Origin of the sequence: Pandoraea sp. XY-2 (assembly GCF_004193915.1) — a bacterium.
Classification (GTDB): domain Bacteria; phylum Pseudomonadota; class Gammaproteobacteria; order Burkholderiales; family Burkholderiaceae; genus Pandoraea; species Pandoraea cepalis.
Window position 1 is genome coordinate 1595136 of record NZ_CP030849.1, and the last position, 22810, is coordinate 1617945.

General features: G+C 61.8%; 19 protein-coding genes and 2 pseudogenes. 14 read left to right on the top strand and 7 right to left on the bottom strand.

The window, feature by feature from the left end; all coding sequences use genetic code 11:
- Positions 1 to 107 precede the first annotated feature (107 nt).
- Positions 108 to 1496, bottom strand: coding sequence for an NAD-dependent succinate-semialdehyde dehydrogenase (locus DRB87_RS07260; RefSeq protein WP_130025418.1), 1389 nt, complete (start codon positions 1494 to 1496; stop codon positions 108 to 110).
- Between the two features lie 309 nt (positions 1497 to 1805).
- Here DRB87_RS07260 and DRB87_RS07265 point away from each other — a divergent pair, with 309 nt between their 5' ends.
- The 7 genes and pseudogenes from DRB87_RS07265 (at position 1806) to DRB87_RS24175 (ending at position 7748) form a co-directional block, all read left to right on the top strand.
- Positions 1806 to 2714: an AraC family transcriptional regulator gene (locus tag DRB87_RS07265; protein WP_240756217.1), complete on the top strand. Its 909-nt coding sequence runs from the start codon at positions 1806 to 1808 to the stop codon at positions 2712 to 2714.
- 27 nt (positions 2715 to 2741) lie between these two features.
- The gene (locus DRB87_RS07270; RefSeq protein WP_130025420.1) at positions 2742 to 3626 is read left to right on the top strand and encodes a LysR substrate-binding domain-containing protein; all 885 of its coding nucleotides are present in this window, start codon (positions 2742 to 2744) and stop codon (positions 3624 to 3626) included.
- A 152-nt stretch (positions 3627 to 3778) separates the two neighbouring features.
- Entirely contained in the window at positions 3779 to 5002 is a 1224-nt protein-coding gene (locus tag DRB87_RS07275; protein ID WP_130025421.1) for a CaiB/BaiF CoA-transferase family protein, read from the top strand.
- A 9-nt stretch (positions 5003 to 5011) separates the two neighbouring features.
- Positions 5012 to 5500, top strand: a complete 489-nt coding sequence (locus tag DRB87_RS07280) for a hypothetical protein (RefSeq protein ID WP_130025422.1) — start codon at positions 5012 to 5014, stop codon at positions 5498 to 5500.
- A gap of 44 nt (positions 5501 to 5544) precedes the next feature.
- Complete coding sequence (locus DRB87_RS07285) at positions 5545 to 6336, top strand: enoyl-CoA hydratase-related protein (protein WP_130025423.1); 792 nt, start codon at positions 5545 to 5547, stop codon at positions 6334 to 6336.
- A gap of 135 nt (positions 6337 to 6471) precedes the next feature.
- A pseudogene (locus tag DRB87_RS24170) lies at positions 6472 to 6675 on the top strand (MFS transporter); the annotation flags it as partial.
- A gap of 86 nt (positions 6676 to 6761) precedes the next feature.
- Entirely contained in the window at positions 6762 to 7748 is a 987-nt protein-coding gene (locus DRB87_RS24175; RefSeq protein ID WP_370363688.1) for an MFS transporter, read from the top strand.
- A 323-nt stretch (positions 7749 to 8071) separates the two neighbouring features.
- On the opposite strand, the gene DRB87_RS07295 is transcribed toward DRB87_RS24175, so the two are convergent.
- Both DRB87_RS07295 and DRB87_RS07300 read right to left on the bottom strand, forming a co-directional pair.
- Positions 8072 to 8803, bottom strand: coding sequence for an ABC transporter substrate-binding protein (locus DRB87_RS07295; RefSeq protein WP_130025424.1), 732 nt, complete (start codon positions 8801 to 8803; stop codon positions 8072 to 8074).
- A gap of 186 nt (positions 8804 to 8989) precedes the next feature.
- On the bottom strand, positions 8990 to 9667 hold the full coding sequence (locus DRB87_RS07300) for a GntR family transcriptional regulator (protein ID WP_370363946.1): 678 nt from the start codon (positions 9665 to 9667) through the stop codon (positions 8990 to 8992).
- A 218-nt stretch (positions 9668 to 9885) separates the two neighbouring features.
- Between DRB87_RS07300 and DRB87_RS07305 the strand changes: the two genes are divergently transcribed.
- The 4 genes and pseudogenes from DRB87_RS07305 (at position 9886) to DRB87_RS07320 (ending at position 14200) form a co-directional block, all read left to right on the top strand.
- Positions 9886 to 11184, top strand: a complete 1299-nt coding sequence (locus DRB87_RS07305; protein WP_130025426.1) for an MFS transporter — start codon at positions 9886 to 9888, stop codon at positions 11182 to 11184.
- Positions 11185 to 11257: 73 nt separating this feature from the next.
- Positions 11258 to 11992 (top strand): aspartate/glutamate racemase family protein, encoded by a 735-nt coding sequence (locus tag DRB87_RS07310; RefSeq protein WP_130025427.1) that lies wholly within the window; start codon positions 11258 to 11260, stop codon positions 11990 to 11992.
- A 4-nt stretch (positions 11993 to 11996) separates the two neighbouring features.
- Positions 11997 to 13412, top strand: coding sequence for a dihydropyrimidinase (gene hydA / locus DRB87_RS07315; protein WP_130025428.1), 1416 nt, complete (start codon positions 11997 to 11999; stop codon positions 13410 to 13412).
- Between the two features lie 30 nt (positions 13413 to 13442).
- Positions 13443 to 14200 (top strand): annotated as a pseudogene (locus tag DRB87_RS07320) (aspartate/glutamate racemase family protein).
- Between the two features lie 28 nt (positions 14201 to 14228).
- Here DRB87_RS07320 and DRB87_RS07325 read toward each other — a convergent pair.
- The 4 genes from DRB87_RS07325 to DRB87_RS07340 all read right to left on the bottom strand — a co-directional run bounded on the left by DRB87_RS07325 (position 14229) and on the right by DRB87_RS07340 (position 17785).
- Positions 14229 to 15692, bottom strand: coding sequence for a heavy metal sensor histidine kinase (locus DRB87_RS07325; RefSeq protein ID WP_130025429.1), 1464 nt, complete (start codon positions 15690 to 15692; stop codon positions 14229 to 14231).
- The gene (locus DRB87_RS07330) at positions 15689 to 16366 is read right to left on the bottom strand and encodes a heavy metal response regulator transcription factor (RefSeq protein ID WP_130025430.1); all 678 of its coding nucleotides are present in this window, start codon (positions 16364 to 16366) and stop codon (positions 15689 to 15691) included. The genes DRB87_RS07325 and DRB87_RS07330 overlap by 4 nt, the downstream gene beginning before the upstream one ends.
- 256 nt (positions 16367 to 16622) lie before the next feature.
- Positions 16623 to 16919: a DUF4148 domain-containing protein gene (locus DRB87_RS07335; protein WP_130025431.1), complete on the bottom strand. Its 297-nt coding sequence runs from the start codon at positions 16917 to 16919 to the stop codon at positions 16623 to 16625.
- A 227-nt stretch (positions 16920 to 17146) separates the two neighbouring features.
- Positions 17147 to 17785 (bottom strand): LysE family translocator, encoded by a 639-nt coding sequence (locus tag DRB87_RS07340; protein ID WP_130025432.1) that lies wholly within the window; start codon positions 17783 to 17785, stop codon positions 17147 to 17149.
- Positions 17786 to 18171: 386 nt separating this feature from the next.
- Between DRB87_RS07340 and ribA the strand changes: the two genes are divergently transcribed.
- The 3 genes from ribA (at position 18172) to mgtA (ending at position 22775) form a co-directional block, all read left to right on the top strand.
- Positions 18172 to 18819 (top strand): GTP cyclohydrolase II, encoded by a 648-nt coding sequence (gene ribA / locus DRB87_RS07345; RefSeq protein WP_130025433.1) that lies wholly within the window; start codon positions 18172 to 18174, stop codon positions 18817 to 18819.
- Positions 18820 to 19354: 535 nt separating this feature from the next.
- The gene (locus tag DRB87_RS07350) at positions 19355 to 19711 is read left to right on the top strand and encodes a hypothetical protein (RefSeq protein ID WP_130025434.1); all 357 of its coding nucleotides are present in this window, start codon (positions 19355 to 19357) and stop codon (positions 19709 to 19711) included.
- Between the two features lie 310 nt (positions 19712 to 20021).
- On the top strand, positions 20022 to 22775 hold the full coding sequence (gene mgtA, locus DRB87_RS07355; RefSeq protein ID WP_130025435.1) for a magnesium-translocating P-type ATPase: 2754 nt from the start codon (positions 20022 to 20024) through the stop codon (positions 22773 to 22775).
- Positions 22776 to 22810 lie beyond the last annotated feature (35 nt).

Genomic DNA, 22810 nt, shown 5'->3' on the forward strand with positions numbered 1-22810 from the left:
CTAGCTCATCGTCGGATCCTCGAAAATGACGTGAGCGGGCGCTCACTGGGTCAATACATGAATTACCTCCAGGTAGTTCATGTATTTGTCCGCACCTCCAATCGAACCTATTGGGCAGCCTCCGCCAACCCAGCCATCAGCACATACTTCACTTGAACATACTCTTCGATGCCGTAATAGCCTCCCTCCCGACCATAGCCTGACTGCTTGACCCCGCCAAACGGAACGGAAGCCGTACCTACCGAGCCTGAGTTCAGGATCACCATGCCTGCCTCGATGTCGCGCGAGAGGCGAAATGCCCGCCCGAGATCGCGGGTAAATGCGTAAGCGACCAGACCGTATTCGGTGGCGTTCGCACGCGCAACTACCTCCTTCTCGGAGGCGAATGTGTAAACCGGGAATACCGGACCGAAGAGTTCCGTCGAGCAGATATCCATGTCGTCGGCGACGTTCGTGAGGATAGTCGGCGCATAAAAGAGACCACCGTTGTCGTGCCGCCGCCCGCCGAGCAGCGTCTTCGCGCCGCTCTTTTGCGCCTGCTCGACGAGCCGCGACACCTTGTCGAGTGCCGCCTGATTGATCAGCGGCCCCACTACGAAGTCGGGCTGTAATCCCTGGTCGACACGGATGCGTTCGACGGCTTCCTTCAGGCGCAGCACGAAGCGATCATGAATGCCGGCCTGCACGTAGATGCGATTCGGCGAGATGCAGACCTGTCCCGAGTTGCGTAGTTTTGCCGCAACGAGCCCCGAAATTGCCTGTTCGATGTCTGCGTCATCGAACACGATGAACGGCGCGTTGCCACCGAGTTCCATCGTCAGCTTTTTCAGCGTATCTGCGCTTTGCCTTGCGAGCAGTTGGCCGATTCTGGTCGACCCGGTGAACGAAATCTTCCGGATGCGCGAGTCGCCGGTCATCATGCCGCCGATGGACGCAGGGTCGCCCGTCACCATTTCAAAAACGCCCTCGGGAATGCCAGCGCGCCTTGCATATTCAAGCAACTTGTAGGCAGTCAGCGGCGTCTCCTCGGCAGGCTTGATGATGATCGTGCAACCCGCAGCGAGTGCGGTCGCGACCTTGCGTGCAATCATCATGAACGGAAAATTCCAAGGCGTGATCGACGCTACAGGGCCGATCGGCTCCTTTGTAACCAGCACTGCAGCGTCGGCGGCGTGCGATGGAATCGTATCGCCATACACGCGCCGGGCCTCTTCCGCATACCATTCGATAAAGCCCAGACCATAGTCGATTTCGCCGAGCGCTTCGGTCAGGCACTTTCCGTTCTCACGCGAGATCAGTTCGGCAAATTCCCGCCTGTCTTGCCTGACCAGCTCGAACCATTTGCGAAGCAAGTCGCTGCGCTGCCTGGCCAGCGTTCGGGACCATTGATAAAAAGCGGCGCAGGTGCGATCGATCGCCTCACGCACGTCCTGTTCAGTATGATGCTTGACGTGACCCACCACGCTGTCGTCCGCGGGATTCCTGACTTCGATCATGAAGTATCCTTGAGTTCATGTTGGAAGGGTGATTGTCGTGAGCGGGAAATACGCCCAAAGCACGCGACGTGCGCGACGCTCGTCGACCGAAGACGCGCCCTCGGCACGACCGCATGCGACAACCTGTGGAAATGTTATGAGCGCGGGACAAGGCGGAAAACGCGCATTCGTCTGTGATTCTTGCCTGATCCTATGAGTGGCTGGTGCTTTTCCCGACTGGATGCGAAACTGCGCTCGTCGACCGCTAAGGTTTGTTTCGTCTCCGCCATGGAATCCGCATCGAAACGTCAGGGGCGCGTGCGCCAACAGATGATCGAGTTGTTGCTCGAGCTCGCGCCCAATGAGGGCTATAACCTTTCACCGCTGCCAGACATACGCTTCCTGCGTTCGAATCGGTCGTTGACCAGAACGCCAGTGCTCTATGAGCCGGGCATCGTGATCGTGTGCCAGGGGCGCAAGCGCGGCTTCTGGGGCGATCAGGTCTATCTTTACGATGCCCAGCGCTATCTGGTGGTCTCGGTGCCGTTGCCGTTTTCGATGGAGACCGACGCGAGCGAAGCCGAGCCGTTATTGGCGATCTATTTGCGGCTGGATTTCGGCATTGCCGCCGATTTGCTGCTACAGCTCGAGGAGCACGAAGCGCTGACGCCGATGCCACCTCGCGGCATGGCAACGACCACGCTCGATATACCGCTGGGGCTGAGCGTCTTGCGCTTTTTGCAGGCCATGTTGAATCCTCTTGAGGCTCAGATCCTCGGGCCGGCGCTGGTGCGGGAAATTTATTTCCGGGTTTTCTTGGGCGAGCAGGGCGGCTCGATGCGCGCCGCTTTGAGTCGTCAAGGCAATTTCGGCCGCATTTCCCGCGCGATCCGCAAGATTCATACAAATTTTGCGGAACCGTTGACGGTGGAGGAACTCGCCGCCGAAGCGCGCATGAGCGTGCCGACTTTCCATGTGCACTTCAAGGCGGTGACCGACACCTCGCCCCTGCAGTACATCAAGTCCACGCGCTTGCATCAGGCGCGGCTGCTGATGGCGCGGCTCGGCACGACCGCGGCGGCGGCGAGTAGCCAGGTCGGTTATGAAAGTCCGTCTCAATTCAGTCGCGAGTTCAAGCGGCTGTTCGGCGGCAGCCCATTACAGGAAATCGCGCGCATGAAGCGCAATTTTGCGCTACCCGACGAAGGCGCGCCGTCGATTTTTGTGTCGTCGCACTAACCCATACACTCTGGACAACCTTCGAACATGGCCCGCCGCGACTCGCTTCCGCCACTCAATCCCACGCGCGCCTTCGAGGCGACCGGGCGTCTGCTCAGCATTTCGAAGGCGGCCGACGAGTTGGCCGTCACCCCCGCGGCGGTGAGCCGGCAGGTCAGAACGCTCGAGGATTTTCTGAAGGCGCCGCTGTTCGAACGGGTACGCGGCGGTCTCGTGTTGACCACGGTGGGCGCTCGTTATCTGTCGGAGTTGATGCCGCTTTTCGCCACGCTGCGCGAAGCGACGGAGGCGATCGTGTCAGGCAGCCAGAGCGACAATGTGCTGCGCATCCGCTCGCCGGCCACGTTCGCGGTGCGCTGGCTGATTCCGCGGCTGGCCAGCTTTCACCGGCTAAATCAAAACATCGATGTGCAATTGACCACGTCGTCGGCGCCGCTGAACTTCGCGCTGGAAGACATCGACGCGGGCATTCAACTGGGCGATGGCGACTGGCCCGGCATGAACACGCAGCGCCTGATTCCCAACGAACTGGTGCCGGTGGCTGCGCCCATGCTCAGCTTGAAAAAGCCGAGACAGCTCGAAGGTCAAACACTGCTGCATTCGCTCGCTCGCCCCGACGACTGGGGGCTGTGGCTGGCCGCCGCGGGCGTGTCGAGAATCAACGCGTTGCGCGGCATGCGTTATGAGACATCGCTGTTGGCATACCAGGCGGCGATCGAGGGGCACGGCGTGGCGATCGCACAGAAGGCGCTGGTCGAGAAGGATTTGGCCGACGGCACCCTGGTCATCCCGTTTGGGCCGACACTCGATCGCGGCGCATACACCTACTATTTCGCATGGCCCTCGGGCAAGCGGCAGACAGGGGCATTGCGCGCGCTTCGCGAATGGCTTGCTACCGTGGTGCACAGCTAGCGATGATGGTAGGGCACATCTCTTTACAAAAAGTCAAAAGGTACGGTCGATAAAGTCGTTTGTCCGCGCGGATTGCGCTCTCTATCCTGTTCTCAATGGCTGCAAATCGGTGACACGAAAGTCATTTGCAGCGCAGAACCGGATAGGAAAAAATGATAAGAGACAGTCTTCGAGGCGTACGCGTGCTGGATTTTTCGCACGTGCTGGCCGGGCCGGTTTGTTCCATGATGCTGGCCGATCTCGGTGCGGACGTGGTCAAGATCGAGCCGCCGTTCGGTGAGCTGGGGCGCAAGATCGGGCCGCCATGGATCAACGGCGAGAGCGTCGCCAATCTCAGTGTCAATCGCAACAAGCGCAGTCTGGCGATTGATCTGAAAGCCGAGGCTGGCCAGCGAACGATAAGGGAGATGGTTCGGCAGGCCGATGTGATTGTCGAGAACTTCCGACCCGGGGTCATGGCAACGTGGGGTCTGGATTATGCGTCGCTTGAAGCAACTCACGGCAAGCTCGTTTACTGCTCGATCTCCGCGTTTGGACAAACTGGTGCTGCGCGCAGTCGTCCCGCCGTGGACGGCATCATTCAGGCCGCCAGCGGACTGATGAGCACGCTCGGTGAGCCGGGCTCGGCGCCATTGAAGGTACCGGTTCCTGTGGCGGACATGGTGGGCGGCTATATGGCCAGCATCGCTGTGCTCGCGGCGCTGCACGAGGTCCATGGCGGTGGCGCCGGCCAGCACCTGGACATCAGCTTGTTCACAGCAGCCATCGCGCTGCAACAGGTCGGCTTCACGTCGTTTCTCGCCTCCGATACCAACCCGGAAAAGGTCGGCAGTGCCGCGCCTTATGCGTCTCCCAACGAAGCGTTCCAAACCCGTGACGGCTGGCTGATGATTGCCGCTTATCACCCGCAAAGATGGGTGTCGCTTTGCGAGGCGGTTGACTTGCCGCATCTCGCATCGGACCCACGTTTTGTCACCAACACGGATCGCGTGCGCAATCGGGCTGCCCTGCGCCGCGCGCTGGGGGAATGCTTTGCGACCCGCACCACATCCGAATGGCTCGACCTGTTGGCCACTCGCGACATTCTGTGCGCTCCGGTTTCGACATACAGCGAGGTGGTGGATTCTCGCGAGTATCGCGAAAGCGGTATCGATTCGAGCGTCGATCATCCGATTGCCGGTACGGTGCGGCTGCCTGGCTTTGTCTTCGGCAAAAGCGACGATACGTGTGCCGCGGATATTGCCGCGCCGTTAGTCGGGCAGCACTCAATCGAGGTTCTCGCGGAATACGGTGTTACCCACGAGGAGATCACCAGGCTGATCAGCCTGGGCGTGATTCAGACCACCGCTGCGCAAGATGCGCCGGTCTCTCTGTAGGAGGTGGGGGTGACGTTCGCTGCCGTACTTATCGAGAAGCCACGAAGGGTCACGTTGCTCAGGCTGGCATCTGACAATCCATGTAATCCGCTAACTGATGCGGTTGGTCGGATCGATTCCGACGACCCAGTGCATGCAACTTTCATCACTGGCTCTGACAGGAAATTTGCAGCGGGCGCTGACATAGCGGCGATGTCGGCGCTGACATATGCCGATGCTTCTCAATCGGACTACGTTGGCCGGAACTGCGATCGCCTCCGGGCGCGTTGCAAACCGCCAGTTGCTGGAGCGCTCGATATGGCTAATTCGATGGCAAGACACTCATCGCCCGTTTTAATCGCGATCCAGGAAGCCGAGGGCCGATCCGTTGAGTCGTCCCTGGACGACGGTCTGCTATTCGAGCGACGGCTTTTTCATGCTGGCTTCGCGTTGCACGATCAGAAGGAAGGCATGGCGGCGCTCTTGCAGAAGCGAGCGCCGGAATTTCTCAATAAGTGAGTATCAGTATGAATCGCTACGCAATGAACACCAGACAGGATGTCATGACGACCGACGACGCTCAAAGCGAAGGATTGATTTTGACCCGCGTCGCCAACGGTGTGATGACAATCACGCTGAATGAACCGAAAACCGGTAACGCGCTCGATGTGGCGATGACCGAAGCGCTGGCAGATGCCCTGGAGCGGGCGAGCGGGCTCTCGAACGTGCACTGCGTGTTGCTGCGGTCCTCGGGCAAGCATTTCTGCACGGGTGGCAACGTGAAAGACATGGAGGCTGGTGCCGATCTGATGCAAGGCTCTGTCGAGGCGGTCAGAGAGCGCCTCGCGGGTAGCCTGCATCGCATTCCCCGCGCGTTGCATGCGCTGCCGGTGCCATCCATCGCCGCCGTCAATGGTGCCGCAGTGGGCGCGGGATTCGACGTCGCATTGATGTGCGATTTGCGCATTGCCGCGGAAAATGCCCGTTTCTCGGAAAGCTTTCTGCGGCTCGGTTTGGTCTCTGGCATCGGCGGAGCCTGGTTCCTCACTAGGATTGTCGGGGTCGCCAAGACCATGGAGTTGACGTTGACCAGCGAATTCATCAATGCGTTCCAAGCGCTTGATGCCGGCATCGTCTCGCGAGTCGTGGCCGACGACGCATTGGACGCGGAGGCGGAGCGACTGGCTGAAACAATCGCCAGCAGCCCTCCCCACGCTTTGCGAATGGCCAAGCAACTGGTTCGCCAGTCGGCGCAAGCATCGTTGCCGACAGCCTTGGAGATGGCCGCATCGATGCAGGCCATTCTTCTTTGCGGTGACGAGCACAAGGCCGCGGTTCGCCGGTTTCTCAAGTGAAGCGTCGGTAGACGACGTGCGCTATGTAATACAAATAAAAATCAATGGAAGGAGACAGTCATGAACACGCATCATCGCCAACCGGCGGCGCTACGGCAAATGTTGAAGATCATCACAACCTCAAGCTTGGGAACGATGCTCGAGTACTACGACTTCTTCGTGTACGTCGCGCTGACGGGCACACTGACGCAATTGTTTCTGCCGTCGCAGGACAGAACCGTCGCTGCGCTCGCGGGCGTCGCGACTTTTGGCATTGCTTACCTCGCGCGACCCATCGGCACGATTATCTTTAGCCCCATGGCGGATCGTATCGGGCGCAAAAAGACCTTTGTCATCACACTTGCATTGATGGGTGTCGCGACTGTCGGCATCGGTTGTTTGCCGACTTATGGCGCAGTCGGGGTGGCCGCCCCGTCGCTTTGCTGGTGCTGCGTATTACGCAAGGCATTGCGCTCGGTGGGGAGTACGGCTCAGCTGTCGTCTATGTGGTCGAATACGCACCGAAGGACAAGCGCGGCATGTTCACGAGCGTCTTGCAGAGCACGGCCGGGGTCGGCCTGCTGCTCGCCCTAGCGATAGTGTCAGCGTTGCGAATGACGCTTGACGCCCAAGCATTTGCCACCTGGGGTTGGCGCGTGCCGTTCCTGGTCTCCGCACCGATCGTCGCGATTGCAACGATGATTCGGTTGGGCATGAAGGAGACGCCGGTGTTCGTGGAAATGCAGGTGAGCGGGCGTTTGTCGAAAGCGCCCCTGTCCGACACGGTGACCAGCAGATCCTCATGGAAAGCCATTCTCGTGGCGATTTTCGGTGCCCAAGGGGGCACTTCGGTATCGTTGTACACGTCGATTGTCTACATGCTGTACTTTCTGCAGAACGTGCTCAAGGTCGAGCCGACTCACGCCAGTCTTTGCGTGGCGGTCGGCATCATCATCGCGACACCGATGTTCCCGGTGTTTGGCCGCTTATCCGATCGAATCGGGCGGGCGCGTGTGATGTTCATCGGCATTCTGCTATGGATGGCCAGCGCGTATCCGGCCTTTGCGGGGATCCGCACGGGTGTGCTCAACGAAGCCTGGGGTGTGGTCGCGGCATTTATCACTCTACTCGCCGTGTTGACCGCCATGATCATGGCGCCGCTACCGGCATTTATCGCTGAGTGCTTCCCGCCTCAGAGTCGGACAACCGGATTCGGACTCGCGCAGCAACTGGGCAACATCCTGTTTGGTGGATTTTTACCGCTCATCAGCCTGTCGCTGGTAGCGCTGACCGGCAACCAACTGGCAGGAGTGGCCTATTCGATTACGTCGCTGGTGCCTTGTCTTGCGGTTACTTATTTCTGGGGATTCAAACGAGATCGCGCCAATCGCCAGCCGGATTTGATGAACGCGCCAGCACCGGCCGGTAAGTAACACGCCCGGCAACATTTTGCACTCGCTTGCTGTCGGTAACCACGTCGATAATCCGCCGTGAGGGGGGGCGCCGATTGCTAGCGGGAGGGGGATATCCGGAGAGCCGCCCGCCATCGCGCATCGGCCCTCTCGGAGATCTCGATCAGATTCGGGTCGGGATCGTGCAGCTAAATTGAGCGAATCTTGCTGCTCGCGCAGGATCGGCAAGTATGAGCTTCACACACCGTCAACGCGTTTCCGATTCGGAAAGGGGGCCTCGCCGATGGCGAGCCGGTCAACGTCGGTTCGCCGTCTTTGTCCTTGCTTCGGAGACGTAAGGCGTCTCACGCCGCCGGCGCAACGCTGACCCCCGTCACACCATGACGTTGCATGGCATCCGCCACGAACCCTTCGCGTTTCATGTCTTCCACGAACGTCGTCAGAAATGCCATAGCCGCTTCGCCGCGCGTGATCGGCATACCCATCGCTTGCTGAATGACCATGAAACGCTCGTCGAGCAGCCGATAGCCCGTCAGCGCGGCCACGTCGTGTTCGAGTTGTTGCTTCACGCCAGCGGCCACTTCACAACCCGTCTCGATGAACGTCTTGACCACCGTCGGCGATGTGGGCGCGCGCACGATTTCCGCGTGCTTGAGTTCGCGCGTCAGGAACAGGTCATACGCGCTGCCTTTACCGACGACAACGCGCGTGCCCGCCTGATCGACCTCGGCGTTGGTCGTCACCGGCGAGGCGTCGCGCACCAGGTAAAAGCCTTCGATGAGCAAGTACGGTGCCGTGAAACCGATCGTCGCGGCGCGGCGCGGATCGATGGCGAAAAAGCCCATGTCGGCCTGCTCGTTTGTCACCGTCTCCACCGATTTGCCGGCGGCATCGACCACGACAAGCGCAAGCTCGACGCCCAACCGCCTTGCCAATTCTCCCGCCAGATCGACCGAAATGCCAATGGGCCGGGACTGCCCATCAAGCCCCGCCAGAATCGGATTGCCAAGGTTGATGCAGGCGCGCAGCACGCCAGTTGGCGCAAACGCGGCAAGGAGGGTCGAATCGAGCGTCATGGTCAGGATCGGGAGGTCTGGGGTTCGAAAATATCGGCAATCTTGCCGATGGCGTCGCCGGTGTGGCGCAGGGGGAGGCGTTCGGTACACCGGTACCGGCCGTAAGATTGGCTCACGCCAACGCTCAGGCCATCCCGATGCGCCCTTTTACCAATGTCGCGGCGGCCGATGCGAGGGCATGACGCGTCAGCTTGCCCCGATCTCGCGGCCACGACGCTGGGGCTCGCCGAGGCGAATCGCTTCGGCGACCACGCTCAGCACTTCGGTCCCTGTGTTCTCCGAGTGCGCTTTGAGCACCTCGCCCAAGTGGGGGCGTCCGGCTTCGCGCAGGGCCGCCATGATCCGGTCGTGCTCTTCGTGCGATTCCTGCCAACGCGATAGATCCGCGTTCGCGGCGCCGCGTGCGCGGTGCACCTTGCTCATCAGCGTGGCATAGAGCGATGAGAGCACCGGGTTGGCCGCGCCGTCCACAATCATCTGGTGGATCTGCTGGTTGATCCGGAAGTACTCCGTCCGAAGGCCTTTGCCATGCGCATCGAGCATCTGCTCGTGCTTCCTCTCGATCGCGGCCAGCGCGCTCTCGGTCAATCGTTGAGATGCCAACTCGCCCGCCATGCGTTCCAGTCCATGCAGGATCTCGAACGTCGCGCGAAGCTCGTCGAGATCGAGTGGCGCGACCCGGTAGCCGATGTATTGCCGATGCAGCACCAGTCCTTCTGACACGAGCGTCTTCAGCGCTTCACGCAACGGCGTCTTCGAGACGTCGAACATTTCGCAAAGCGCCTTCTCGTCGATGCGCTCGCCCGGCGGCAGCTCGCCTTCTTCGATCATGACGCGCAAGCGCGCCGTAATCTCGGCCGCCATGCCTAGCGTGCGGAGTTTGAGGGACTTCTGAAGGGGAAGGGTCACGGTCTCTAGCGCGTTTATCAGTGTCATAAACATCCTACCACGTAGGGAAATCCCTAGCGTAGATTTCAATGAAATCAATTATTTACCGATATTGTAATTACAGATTACAGATTCTATACTCACTCTCAAGTCGCGACGAAAGGTATGTAAGTCATCTACTCTGGAGATTCACCATGCAGTCGACAGGCAGGGTTGCCGCTATGGCAGGCACGAAGAGCGCTGTGCGCTGGAAGATATTTTTCTTGATGTTGTGTCTGATCTCGATCAACTACATCGATCGGGCGTCGTTGTCGGTGGCCATGCCGCTGATCTCGAAGGAGTTCGACCTCACGCCCGCGATGGAAGGGTTGATCCTGAGCGGATTCTTCTGGACGTACGCCGTCATGCAGATTCCGGGCGGCATGCTGGCTGACAAGTACAAGCCGCGCATCGTGATCGCGCTGGCCACGGTTTTCTGGGGCATCTTCCAGGCGGCTGCCGCGCTGTGCACCAGCTCCATGGCACTTCTGCTCACGCGCTTCGGGCTCGGCGCGGCGGAGGCGCCGATCTATCCGGCGGGCGGCAAGCTGAATGCCATCTGGATGACGCAGTACGAGCGCGGCCGTGGCGCAACGCTGCTCGATGGCGGCGCACCGCTGGGGGCTGCCCTTGGTGCCATCATCATCACCTGGCTCATCACGATGCTTGGCTCGTGGCGTCTGGCGTTTGTCGTCGCAGGCGTGGGCACCGTGCTGGCCGGCTACGTCGCCTGGCGCTACATCCGCAACACCCCGCGTGAACACCCGGCCGTCAACGACGAAGAGGCAACCTACATCGAGGAAGCGCAGGCGAACGAACACCGCGCCGAGCCGGCTAATCTCTCCGGTCGTTCGCTGGATTTCTTCAAATACCGCTCGGTTTGGTGCATGGCACTGGGCTGGATGTGCTTCAACACGGTCTTCTACGGGCTGCTGACCTGGATGCCGAATTACCTGCACAAGGTGCACGGCTTCGACATCAAGCAGATGGGCGGCGCGAGCTTCATCATTTTCTTCTGCGGCTTCATCGGCGAATTGTTCGGCGGCTGGGTCGGCGACAAGTGGAAGGCCGCGGGCGGCTCACCCAATAAGGTCATGCGTACCCTCTTCGGCATTGCTGCCGTCATCGCGACCGCGTCGATCTTCTCGGTGGCGTACGTGAAGAGCGATGTCATCACCGTGGTGCTGCTGTCCTCGACGCTCTTCTTCCTGCGCTGGTGTGGCCTGTACTGGTGCATTCCGTCCATTCTCGGCACGCGCAACAAGGTCGGGTTCCTCGGCGGGGTGATGAATCTCGGCGGCAACATCGGGGGCATCAGTGTTCCGCTGATTGTCGGCGTGATCGTGCAGACCACCGGTTCGTATTTCCTCGCGCTGATGTTCTTCGCGGCCGCCGGTGTCGGGCTGTTCATCTGCTCGACGCTGATCGACTACGAACGCAAGCTTCCGGTTTGATTCATCGGACACACGTTTCTCCCTTGATCGGCACGCCGCCCAGGCGGCCGGTCATCGCATTTTTGGTAAGACCATGACGACCCAAAAACGTAAACTGCTTGGCATGCTCACGCCGTCTTCCAACACCGCGCTGGAACCGATTACCAGCGCGATGGTGGCTGACCTCGATCATGTCTCTGTCCATTTCTCCCGCTTTCGCGTCACGCAGATTTCTCTCGGCGAGAACGCGCTTGGCCAATTCGACCTGGAAAAGATTCTCGACGCGGCGCAGCTCCTCGCCGACGCCGAAGTCGATGTCATCGCGTGGAACGGCACTTCCGCCGGGTGGCTGGGCTTCGAGACCGACGAAGCGCTGTGCCGACAGATCACCGAAACGACAGGCATTCCCGCCACCACGTCCGTGCTGGCGCTCAACGAGATCCTCGCGCGCACGGGAGTGACCGAGCTCGGTCTCGTGACCCCGTACCTGGAAGACGTGCAGCAACGCATCGTCGCGAACTATGCGCGTCGAGGCATTCGTTGCACGGCAGAGCGCCATCTGGGGCTGAGCAAGAACTTCGAGTTTTCCGAGGTCAGCGCGCAGACGCTGGAGGCACTCGTCAACGAGGTGGCTCAAGCGCGCCCGCAAGCCATCACCACGTTCTGCACCAACCTGCACGCCGCGCCGCTCGCCCGCGCGTTGGAAGCCAAGACCGGCATTCCCGTGTACGACACCATCTCGACGGTGCTCTGGAAGTCGCTGCGGCTCGCCGGCGTCGACACGCGCGCCCTGAGCGACTGGGGCCAACTGTTCCAGCAAGGAGAGTAAGACGATGAGCGACACCTTCGATCTGGTCATTCGGCACGCTGACGTGGTCACGGCCGCCGATCGCTTTACTTGCGACATCGGCGTGCGCGACGGTGTGATCGCCGCGCTGGGCCGGAACCTGGCCAGCGGTGCGCGTGAGGTCGACGCCTCGGGATTGCTTGCGCTGCCCGGCGGTGTCGACGGCCACTGCCATCTCGACCAGCCGATGCCGGACGGCCTGCGCATGGCCGATGACTTCTTCACCGGTACACGCGCCGCCGTGTGCGGCGGCACGACGACGGTGATCCCGTTTGCCGCGCAGGAGAAGGGCGGTTCGTTGCGCGCGGCCGTCGACGACTATCACCGCCGCGCCGAGGGGCGCGCGGTGGTCGACTACGGGTTCCATCTGATCGTTGCGGATCCGACGGAGAAGGTGCTCCGCGAAGAGCTGCCGCAATTGATTCGCGAAGGGTACACGTCGTTCAAGATCTACATGACCTACGACGATCTGAAGCTCTCGGACCGTGAGATTCTGGAGGTGTTGTCCGTGGCCCGCGAGCATGGCGCGCTGGTGATGGTGCACGCGGAGAATTCGGATTGCATCGCATGGCTGACGGACAAGCTCGTCGGGCAGGGGCGCATTGCGCCGAAGTTCCATGGCCTCGCGCGGCCCGCGGCCGTCGAGCGCGAAGCGACGCACCGGGCGATCACGTTCGCTGAACTGGTGGACGTGCCGATCCTTATTGTCCATGTCTCGGGCAAGGATGCCATCGGTCAGATTCGTTGGGCACAGGGCCGGGGCATGCAGATTCTGGCCGAGACGTGTCCGCAGTATCTGTATCTGAGCGCCGAGGACATGAATCATCCGGGCGATGACGGTTACGCGGGCGCCAAATGCGTCTGCAGCCCGCCGCCGCGCGATGCCGACAACCAGGAGGCCGTGTGGAAGGCGTTGAAGCAAGGCGTGTTCTCGGTATTCTCGTCGGATCACGCGCCGTTCAACTATGAAGATCCCCAGGGCAAGAAACCGGGGGGCAAGCCCCAGTCGTTCGAGCATATCCCCAACGGCATTCCCGGCATTGAGACGCGCCTGCCCTTGCTGTTCGATGGCGTGCATCGCGGGCGCCTGTCGATTCATCAGTTCGTGGAGCTGACGTCGTACCGTCCGGCGCGGCTTTACGGTCTGTATCCGCGCAAGGGCACCATCGCGGTGGGGGCCGATGCCGACATCGTGCTGTGGGATCCGGAGGTGCGCACGACGATTCGCAACACCCAACTGCATCATGCCGTCGACTACACGCCGTACGAGGGGCGCGAGGTCGTCGGCTGGCCGGTCCACTGCTTCTCGCGCGGTGAACAACTCGTGGCCGGCGGGCAATATCTGGCGCCCACTGCGGGGCGAGGGCGTTTTCTGCCCGCAGACGCGCCATCCCTGGTGTGACGCAAGACAACAACAGTGGCAGGAGATTTCATGCGCTTACTTGTGGTGAATCCGAATATTTCGACAAGCGTGACGGGGCTGATCGAGGCCGAAGCCCGTCGTGCCGCATCGCCGGAAACGACGCTCGCCTTCGCGACGGCGTCGTTTGGCGTTGCCTATATCGAGACGCGTTTCGAAGCGCTCGTCGGCGGCTACGCCACGGCGTGTGCCGCTGCGGAACAGGCGGGCACGTTCGATGGCCTCGTGGTCGCCGCGTTTGGCGACCCCGGGTTGGGGGGATCAAGGAGTTATTCGACGTGCCGGTCGTGGGCATGACCGAAGCGGCGTTGGCGAGCGCGTGCCTGCTCGGCGCGCGCTTTTCGATCATTGCCATCTCGCACCGGATTCAAGCCTGGTATCGGGAGTGTGTCGAAGCGAACGGGCTGACGTCGCGGCTCGCCAGCATTCGCAGCCTGACGTCGCCCTTGCGCGATATTGCGACCGTGCAGGAGGACCACGCGGAGCGCCTCATCGAGCTGAGTCGGCAAGCCGTGGAGGAAGATGGCGCCGACGTGATCGTGGTGGCGGGCGCGCCGCTGGCAGGACTGGCGCGGACATTGCGCGATCGCATTCCGGTGCCAGTCGTCGATGGCGTTTCCAGCGCGGTCCGGCATTGTGAGTCGCTGGTGGCATTGCAGCCGGGCGTGGCGCGCCTGGGCAGCTTCCAGCGCCCGCCGGTGAAGCCACACGCGGGGCTGCCGCTCGCCGTGAGCCGGATGCTCGAAACGCCCGGCGCACGGGACGTTTGACGCCGGAGATTGCCCGGAAAAAACACCGTCAACGTTGGGGCCACGACAGGCAGAATGTCGTTCTGCCGTCACGGCTCGTGACGGCGACGCGCCCGTCGTGAAGCCCCATGATCGTTTGCACAATGGCGAGCCCCAACCCGGCCGAAGCGCCGCTGGTGCCGACGCCCGACGACTGCCGTCGTGATTTGTCCCCCCGGTAGAAGCGGTCGAAAATGCGTTCGATATCTTCATCGTCGATCGCGACGCCGGGGTTGGACACGGATACGTCGACTCGGCCTGCCTTGACCTCGGTGGAGATTTCAATCGTGCCGACATGGGTATGCCGGATCGCATTGGCGAGCAGATTCCCCACGGCTCTGCGGAACAATTCCAAATCGGCTTTCAGCATCGTATCGGCGCGGCCTGATACGTGAATCGCCGACCCGGCTTCGTCTGCCAACCCTTCAAAATAGCCGGCTATGTTCCCGAGTTCGTCGGCAACATTGAACACTTGCATATGGGTAATGAATTGGGGGTGCTCCGCTCGTGCGAGAAACAGCACATTCTCGATCATCCGCGACAGGCGGTCGCACTCCTCGAGATTCGACGCCAGCAAATTTTCATATTCGTCGACGCTGCGCGGTCGACGAAGGGCGACCTCTGTCGCCCCTTTGATATTGCCAATGGGCGTTCGCATGTCATGGGCGAGGTCTGCGGTGAACTGAAACAGTCGCTGAAACCCTTCCTCCAGGCGCGCCAGCATTCGATTGAGCGACATTGCCAACGCGCTGAGTTCCGTTGGCGATTGCACGACCTGCAGGCGGGTATCGAGACGGGTCGCAGTAATGTCGGTGGCGTCAGCGGTCATTTGACGTAGCGGCCGAAGGACAAATTGAATCAACAGATAGGTGGCAAGCATCGTGACCAGGCTGCCGACGATGCCCGCCATGGTGAGCTGATCCCGGTATTTGTCCAGCAACCGGAGCGGGGCCCTGACATCGCGAACCACGATCCCGTTCAAACGGGTCCCGTCGCGCAGCCGAACGTCAAAAGCAACGCTCCTGACCGGGATTTTCTGATCCGTTGTCCACGCGACGACATCCGACGAAGCGATCTTGGCGTTGTCCGACACGCGCGCCTGCTGCAACGGGATGGTGGCGGGGTCGAGCCGGAGGCCCTTGCCCGGTGCGGAATCCAGGTCGTCAACGACCTGATTCGGGCCATAGGAGAGGAGTCGATCGCCTTTCGGGTCGAACAGCACGAGGGACAACGCGCGATCGCCCAGCACGGCACTCACCAAGCGGGGCGTGTGCGACTTCACGTCGTCCTTGGTGTCGAGTTCGGACGCCAGACGTCTTACGTGACGACTGGCCAGCACGACATCCGAGTCGAGCTCCGTCATGACCTGACGGTCCAGTGCCAAATATAGATAGCACCCCACGAGGACAAAAACGGCAAGTAGCGTGACGCCGAACGACAGGGCCAGCGTTGCGGCAAGGGAACGGCGAATCATGATTCGTCTCGGACCTCGAGCACATACCCTACGCCACGCACGGTATGTATCAGCTTCAGCGCTTGGTCATCGTCGATTTTCGATCGTAACCGGCGGATGGCAACTTCGACGACGTTGGTGTCGCTGTCGAAGTTCATGTCCCAGACATACGAGGCGATTTGCGTGCGCGTGAGCACTTCCCCTTGCCGACCTGCCAGCAGTTGCAACAAGGCAAACTCCCGCGGCGTGAGTTCGATCCGATGGCCGGCCCGTTTGACACGCCGGCGCAACAGGTCAATTTCGAGATCCCCGACGCGCAGCGTTTCCGAGTCTCTCGGAGGCCCCCGCCTGGCAAGCGTGCGGACTCTGGCCAGCAGCTCAACGAAGGCGAAAGGTTTGACGAGATAGTCGTCGCCCCCGGCCTCGAGGCCGCGAACCCGATCGTGGACGTCGTCCAGCGCCGTGAGAAACAACACGGGCGTTCCCTTGGTCGCGCGAAGGCGTTTGACCACGGCCCATCCGTCCATGACGGGAAGCATGACGTCCAGAATGATGACGTCATACTCCTCTTCCTGGGCGAGCAGCAGCCCCTGCGCGCCGTCGGTTGCCAAATCCAACGAGATGCCGGATTCCTCGAATCCCTTTTTCAGGTAGGCACCGGTCTTCGGTTCATCTTCAATCAACAGAACGCGCATGCTTTGTCGCCTCGGAATAGGCGCGTCGCGCCGCATTGGCCGACGCTACGCTTGCCCATGATAGCCGAACGCGGAGCGCGTCTTGAACGCCATTTCGGCGATAGTCCGCTTCGGGCATTGTGTCGGCGCGTTGTCACGAGCGAGCGGCTTCGCGGGGCTGACCTGTTGACGAGCCTTGCGGCACGGCGGACGAGCCACGGTGCAAATTCCATTGCCGCCGGTGACCGTTCGCCGTGCGTATCAACTCGCGACACGATCACGAGCCAACGTACATCGCCGCCGTGTCGTTCGTGCTTTGCTGGCTCAGGACTTGCGGTGCAGCGCCAAGGCTCGACGTGCTCGCGGTTTGGGGTTGCGATTGCAGCTTGGCTTCTGCAGCCTGAATGTTGTCCGGATAGTGAGCGTTGCTCGCGGAGGGAACATAGCCAGCCTTCTCCATCTGAACGAGCTCATGCTGAACGCTTGCACGTGTTGTCTGCGATGCCTGAGCAAACGACAGGGCGGGGATGGCGAGCGCGCAAGCGACGATGACGGACTTTACGATCGATTTCATGATGTTTTGCCTCAACGGTTTGGTTGTGAGTGCCAACGCGAACGCTTCGCGCCGGCCGGTCCCGCCGTGACGTTGGCGTCTCAGCGTTGAAGGCATTTTGCAATTCAGGGGCTGACCTGATCGTTACCGGGAGATTACAAAAATGAAAGGTGTCTGCGGGGGGGCGGAAACGACGCCAGGTGGGGCGTCCGGCAGGGGCGAGGGCACGCCGCGCGTGCGAAGTGGCGTTACAGCGTCGTGCCGTTCGACGTGGCCAGCGCCGCGACGCCAAGGCCGATGTACAGCAGACCGGTCACGTATTTCCCGACCCCCGGCGTTGCGCGCCGGTGGGTGAGCGCCTTGCCGATCGTGCGGGCGAGTGCCGCGTACGTGAAGTCGCTCAATCCGCCGATCAGGACAAGCAGCAGACCGAGCGTGACGATTTGCAGGGGGACGTGGCCAGAAGCGGCGTTCACGAATTGCGGCAGGAAGGCGGCGATGAACAGGCCTGTCTTCGGGTTGAGCAGGTTGACGAGAAAGCCCTTCTTGATCGACGTGCCGAGCAAGCGTGCGGGCGGCGGCACTGCACCCACCGTTGCGGGGCGGCTACGCATCGCTTTGATGCCCAGAAAAATGAGATAGGCCGCGCCGAGCCATTTGATCACGCCGAACAGCAGTGGCGAGGCCAGCAGCAGGGCGGTCAGTCCGCCAGCCGCGAGGGCAACGTGGACAAGCGTGGCCAGCATCACGCCGAAGCACGACGCCAACCCGAAGCGAAATCCCTGGCTGGCGCTCGCGGTCGCGATGTAGATCGTATTCGGTCCCGGAATCGCAACGAGTACGGCGACGGTGACCAGAAAGTAGGGAAGCACGGTGATATCGATCATGGGCAGAGGGAGCGGTGCTTTCGGTGACGCAACGGAAGGCGCGGAAGCATTGGCCGGTGTCGCAGGCATGACGGTGCGCCCGGGCATCGTAACATCGTGACGGCTGGCGCAGCGGGGGCACGATGGTCTCGTTGGCGTCCTTGCCGGCGCGGCGCGGCGCGACATTGCGCCGTAGCCTACCCAGTGCGCGACGTGCCGCAGCGCGCAATACGTTAGATCGACGTTGACTGGACGCTGGCCGGGTGTCAGCCGATGATCAGGCGCCGTGAAACGGTGTGTTGCATGCCGCTGCCGGCCGAAATTCGGAAATGGCGTTACACTTCTAGCGCACGCCCCGCCATCCGGTGGCGGGCGACTCCCCAATTTCGGCCTGTTTGAACGTCAACATGAAGTCCCCTGGTATTGCCTCTGCCACGCCCACGTGCGACGCTGGCGAATGCGTCGAGCTTGTCGCAACGGCGACCCTGCCGACCCGATACGGCACCTTCACCTCTCACGCATTTCGCGTCAAGGGCAGCGACAACGAGCACCTCGCGCTGGTCATGGGCGATGTCGGCGGCGATGCGCCTACGCTCGTGCGTCTGCACTCCGAATGCCTGACGGGGGACGTCTTCGGTTCCTATCGCTGCGATTGCGGAGAGCAACTCGATGCGGGGATGCGCAAGATTGCCGAGGAAGGGCGCGGCGTGATGCTGTACCTGCGGGGCCACGAAGGGCGCGGTATTGGCCTGAGCAACAAGATTCGCGCGTATTTGCTGCAAGAGCAGGGCCGCGATACCGTCGAGGCCAATCTCGATCTGGGCTTGCCCGACGATGCCCGTGAATACGACTCGGCAGCCGCGATTCTGCGCATTCTGGGCGTGCGTTCGGTGCGCCTCATGAGCAACAACCCGAAGAAGTTCGACACCCTCGCGAAGCACGGCATTCCGGTGTGTGAGCGCGTAGCGCTCGACATCCCGATGCGCGAAGAGAACGAACGCTATATCCGCACCAAGCAGGTCAAGTTCGGGCACTACTTCGAAGAGAACGAGTAAGCCCGTGTCGCGCAGTGCCGCGACGAGCTTCCCAATGAACGCACACATCCTGCCCGCGAGGCGGGCGTTATAGTCATACGTCGGCCGAAACGCCTGACCTGTGGCGGGCCCGTTGCGCGCTTCACCTCGAAGAAAACACCGCGCGGCATGGGCAAATTCCCATCTGGTGTGCGGCGCAGCAATTTGTGCTTGACGTTGCAATTTGGCAGCAGTTACCATCCGCCCTGTCTTCCACTTAAGGGGTTTGTCCGTGAATTCCGATGCCAGTAGTAGTCGACCTTTGATCGACTGATTGCCTGAGGATCCACAGCCATTCCCTGTGCCGCGTCCTCATGCAGGATGCGGTGTCTAGCGCCACCGAACGCTCGCCTTGAGCGTGACCGCTCCGGCGCAATTCCCGCAGAAATTTCACTGTCGTGCCCGTGAGGGGCGTTGTCGTCTTGCGCATGCGTTTGGCATCGCAACGGCGCGCCCGCACCGGCCGGCCGTCCGTGCCGTGCGCGGTAGGGACGATTCGCAGCCATGCGAGGAAATCATGCGCGCTATTCAAACGTTGCAAACTTTTCAGGCTTTCCAGAGCCCACCGACGCTCCCCACCCCGGTGTCGCGTCTGACCATCGTCTGCCTGGCCGATGCCCTTGGGGCATTGCGCAAGCAGATGTTCATCGATCTCACTGCCCTCGGCCTGCGTGCCACGCGCGTCAGCATCACTCGCTGGAGCGATCGCGACGAAGCCTCGGCCACCGTCACGCTCGACTGTCCGGCCGCTTCGCGCGCGTCGCTCACGTCGCTCGTCATGCGCCTGTCCGGCGAGCGCAGCGTGCGCCGCGTGTTCTGGTCCGACGATGCGGCCCGACACGCGAGCGCTGGCGCAAGGTCCACACTCGGCTGATTCCGTCGTCCCTGTCGCAACGGTGTTTCTTGCCAGACAGGGCGCCAATGACTGCCGGTGTGCTGAATATAAAAATGTAAGGAGTCCAATATGGAAGATGGAAGTAGCCGAATGAGGCCCGTCGGGACCCTGTGCTTCGCACGTAGGGTTCCGACGGGCGATCCCCAAATCTTTTCACCATCACCGACCGCGCGCCGCGCGGCGCGGCTGGGTACGTTCGCGCGCTTTTTTTTCGGAGACATGACCTCCGGTAGCGCCTGACGAGACCGGCCGGCCGCCATACCCGCGTAAGCCGCGCCAGGAATTCGTCATGAACAAGCACCTTCACTCGCGCCGCAAGCAGCGCGGCTTCGTCGAACGCTCGACATCCTCAGACGTGCCGCCCGTCGGCCCCGACGTCGTTGCCCGGCTCGCCAATGAGCCGCTGCAGGACGTCCTGAAAACCCTCGACAGCGACCTGAAAGGTCTCACGCTCGCCGACGTCGGTCAGCGCCAGACCCGCTACGGCCCTAACGAAATCGCGCACGACAAGCCGCCGCACTGGGCGGTGCAATTGTTCGGCGCCTTCAAGAACCCCTTCGTGATCGTGCTGCTGGCGCTCGCCACCGTCAGCTATTTCACCGACGTCTACTTCGCCGATCCAGGCGATGAAGACTACATGGGCATCTCCATCCTGCTCACGATGGTGACGATCAGCGGCTTGTTGCGCTTTTTCTCCGAGTTCCGGTCGCTGCGCGCGGCCGAAAAGCTCAAGGCGATGGTGCGCACCACGGCCAGCGTTCGCCGCCGTGTGACGGCGACGGGCGAGCCGGAGCGTCACGAGGTCGCCATGCGCGAGCTGGTGGTGGGCGACATCGTGACGCTCCAGGCGGGCGACATGATCCCGGCGGACCTGCGTTTGATCGAATCGCGCGACCTGTTCATCAGTCAGGCGGTCCTCACGGGCGAAGCGCTGCCCGTCGAGAAGTACGACACGCTGGGTGCCGTCGCGCAAAAGTCCGCCGAAACGACGGCCGGGCAGGGCAATGCGAACCTGCTCGACCTGTCCAATATCTGCTTCATGGGCACTAACGTGGTCAGCGGCACGGCCACCGGCGTGGTCGTCGCCACGGCGGGCGACACGTATTTCGGCGCGCTGGCAACGAACGTGGTGAGTCACAAGCGGGTCGAGACGAGCTTCGATCGCGGCGTGAACAGTGTGAGCTGGCTGCTCATTCGTTTCATGCTGGTGATGGTGCCGGTCGTCTTCATGATCAATGGTCTGACGAAGGGCGACTGGGTGAGTGCGCTCACGTTCGCGCTGGCCGTGGCCGTGGGTCTGACACCGGAAATGCTGCCGATGATCGTGAGCGCCAACCTGGCGCGCGGCGCCATGGCGATGTCGCGCCGCAAGGTGGTCGTCAAGCGCCTGAACTCGGTGCAGAACTTCGGTGCCATGGACGTGTTGTGTACCGACAAGACCGGCACGCTCACGCAGGACCGCATCATTCTCGAACAGCATCTCGATGTGGCGGGCGACGAGCGCGAAGACGTATTGCGTCTGGGCTGGCTCAACAGCTATCACCAGAGTGGCCAGCGCAACCTGATCGACGTCGCGATCATCCGCCGTGCCAACGAGATCGGCGAGTCGGTGCAACCGCGCGACTTCGCCAAGATCGACGAATTGCCGTTCGACTTTGTGCGCCGGCGTCTGTCGGTGGTGGTGGCCGACGCGCACGGCGAGCACCTGATGATTACCAAGGGCGCCGTCGAGGAGATGCTGTCGGTCTCCACGCATGTGCAGACCCCGCAGGGCGTGCGCGCGCTCGACGATACGTCCCGAGCCATCCTGCTGGCGCGCGCCGAGGCGTACAACGCCGATGGGTTTCGCGTGCTCGTCGTGGCGACGCGCGACATCCCGGCAGGCGAGACGAAGACGCAGTACAAGACGTCCGACGAAGCGGGGCTGACGGTCTGCGGCTTCCTGACCTTCCTCGATCCGCCCAAGGACTCGGCCGCCCCGGCCATTGCCGCCTTGCGCGAGCATGGCGTGACGGTGAAGGTGCTCACCGGCGACAACCCGATCGTTACGATCAACGTGTGCCGTCAGGTCGGCCTGGAACCCGGCACGCCGTTGCTCGGCACGGACATCGAGCCGATGGATGACGCCACGCTGCGCGAGGCGGTCGGTCGCACGACCGTGTTCGCCAAGCTCGCGCCGCTGCACAAGGCGCGCGTGGTCAAGGCCTTGCAGGCCAACGGCCACACGGTGGGCTTCCTGGGCGACGGCATCAACGACGCCCCCGCGCTGCGCGATGCCGACGTCGGCATCTCGGTGGATACCGGTGCCGATATCGCCAAGGAAACCGCCGACATCATCCTGCTCGAAAAGAGCCTGATGGTGCTGGAGGAGGGCGTCATCAAGGGCCGCGAGACCTTCGGCAACATCCTCAAGTACCTGAACATGACGGCCAGCTCGAACTTCGGCAACGTGTTCTCGGTGCTGGTGGCGAGCGCATTCCTGCCGTGGCAGCCGATGCTCGCGATGCAACTGCTCGTGCAGAACCTTGTGTACGACATCTCGCAGATGTTCCTGCCATGGGATCGCATGGATCCCGAATTCCTCAAGAAGCCGCGCAAATGGGACGCGGGCAACATCCGGCGCTTCATGCTGTGGCTCGGACCGACCTCGTCGGTATTCGATATCACGACCTATGCGCTGATGTGGACGGTGTTCGGTGCGGGCGCGCTGTATCACGCGCACGGCGGCGATGCGGGGCAGGTCATCATGAACTCGGGCTGGTTCGTCGAAGGGTTGGTGTCGCAGACGCTGGTCGTTCACTTGCTGCGCACGCAGAAGATCCCGTTCCTGCAAAGCACGCCGGCGCTGCCGATCATGCTGTCGACGACGGTGGCGATCGCGCTGGCCTGCTGGCTGCCTTACTCGCCGTTTGCCGAAGCGCTGGGCTTCGTGGCACTGCCGGGGACGTATTTCTACTGGCTGGCTGCGACCATGCTCGGCTACATCGCCCTCGCCCAAGTGGTGAAGACGATCTACATCCGCCGCTTTGGCCGCTGGTTCTGATTGGGTATCGGCCGCGTCGACCGAGACGGCCGAAT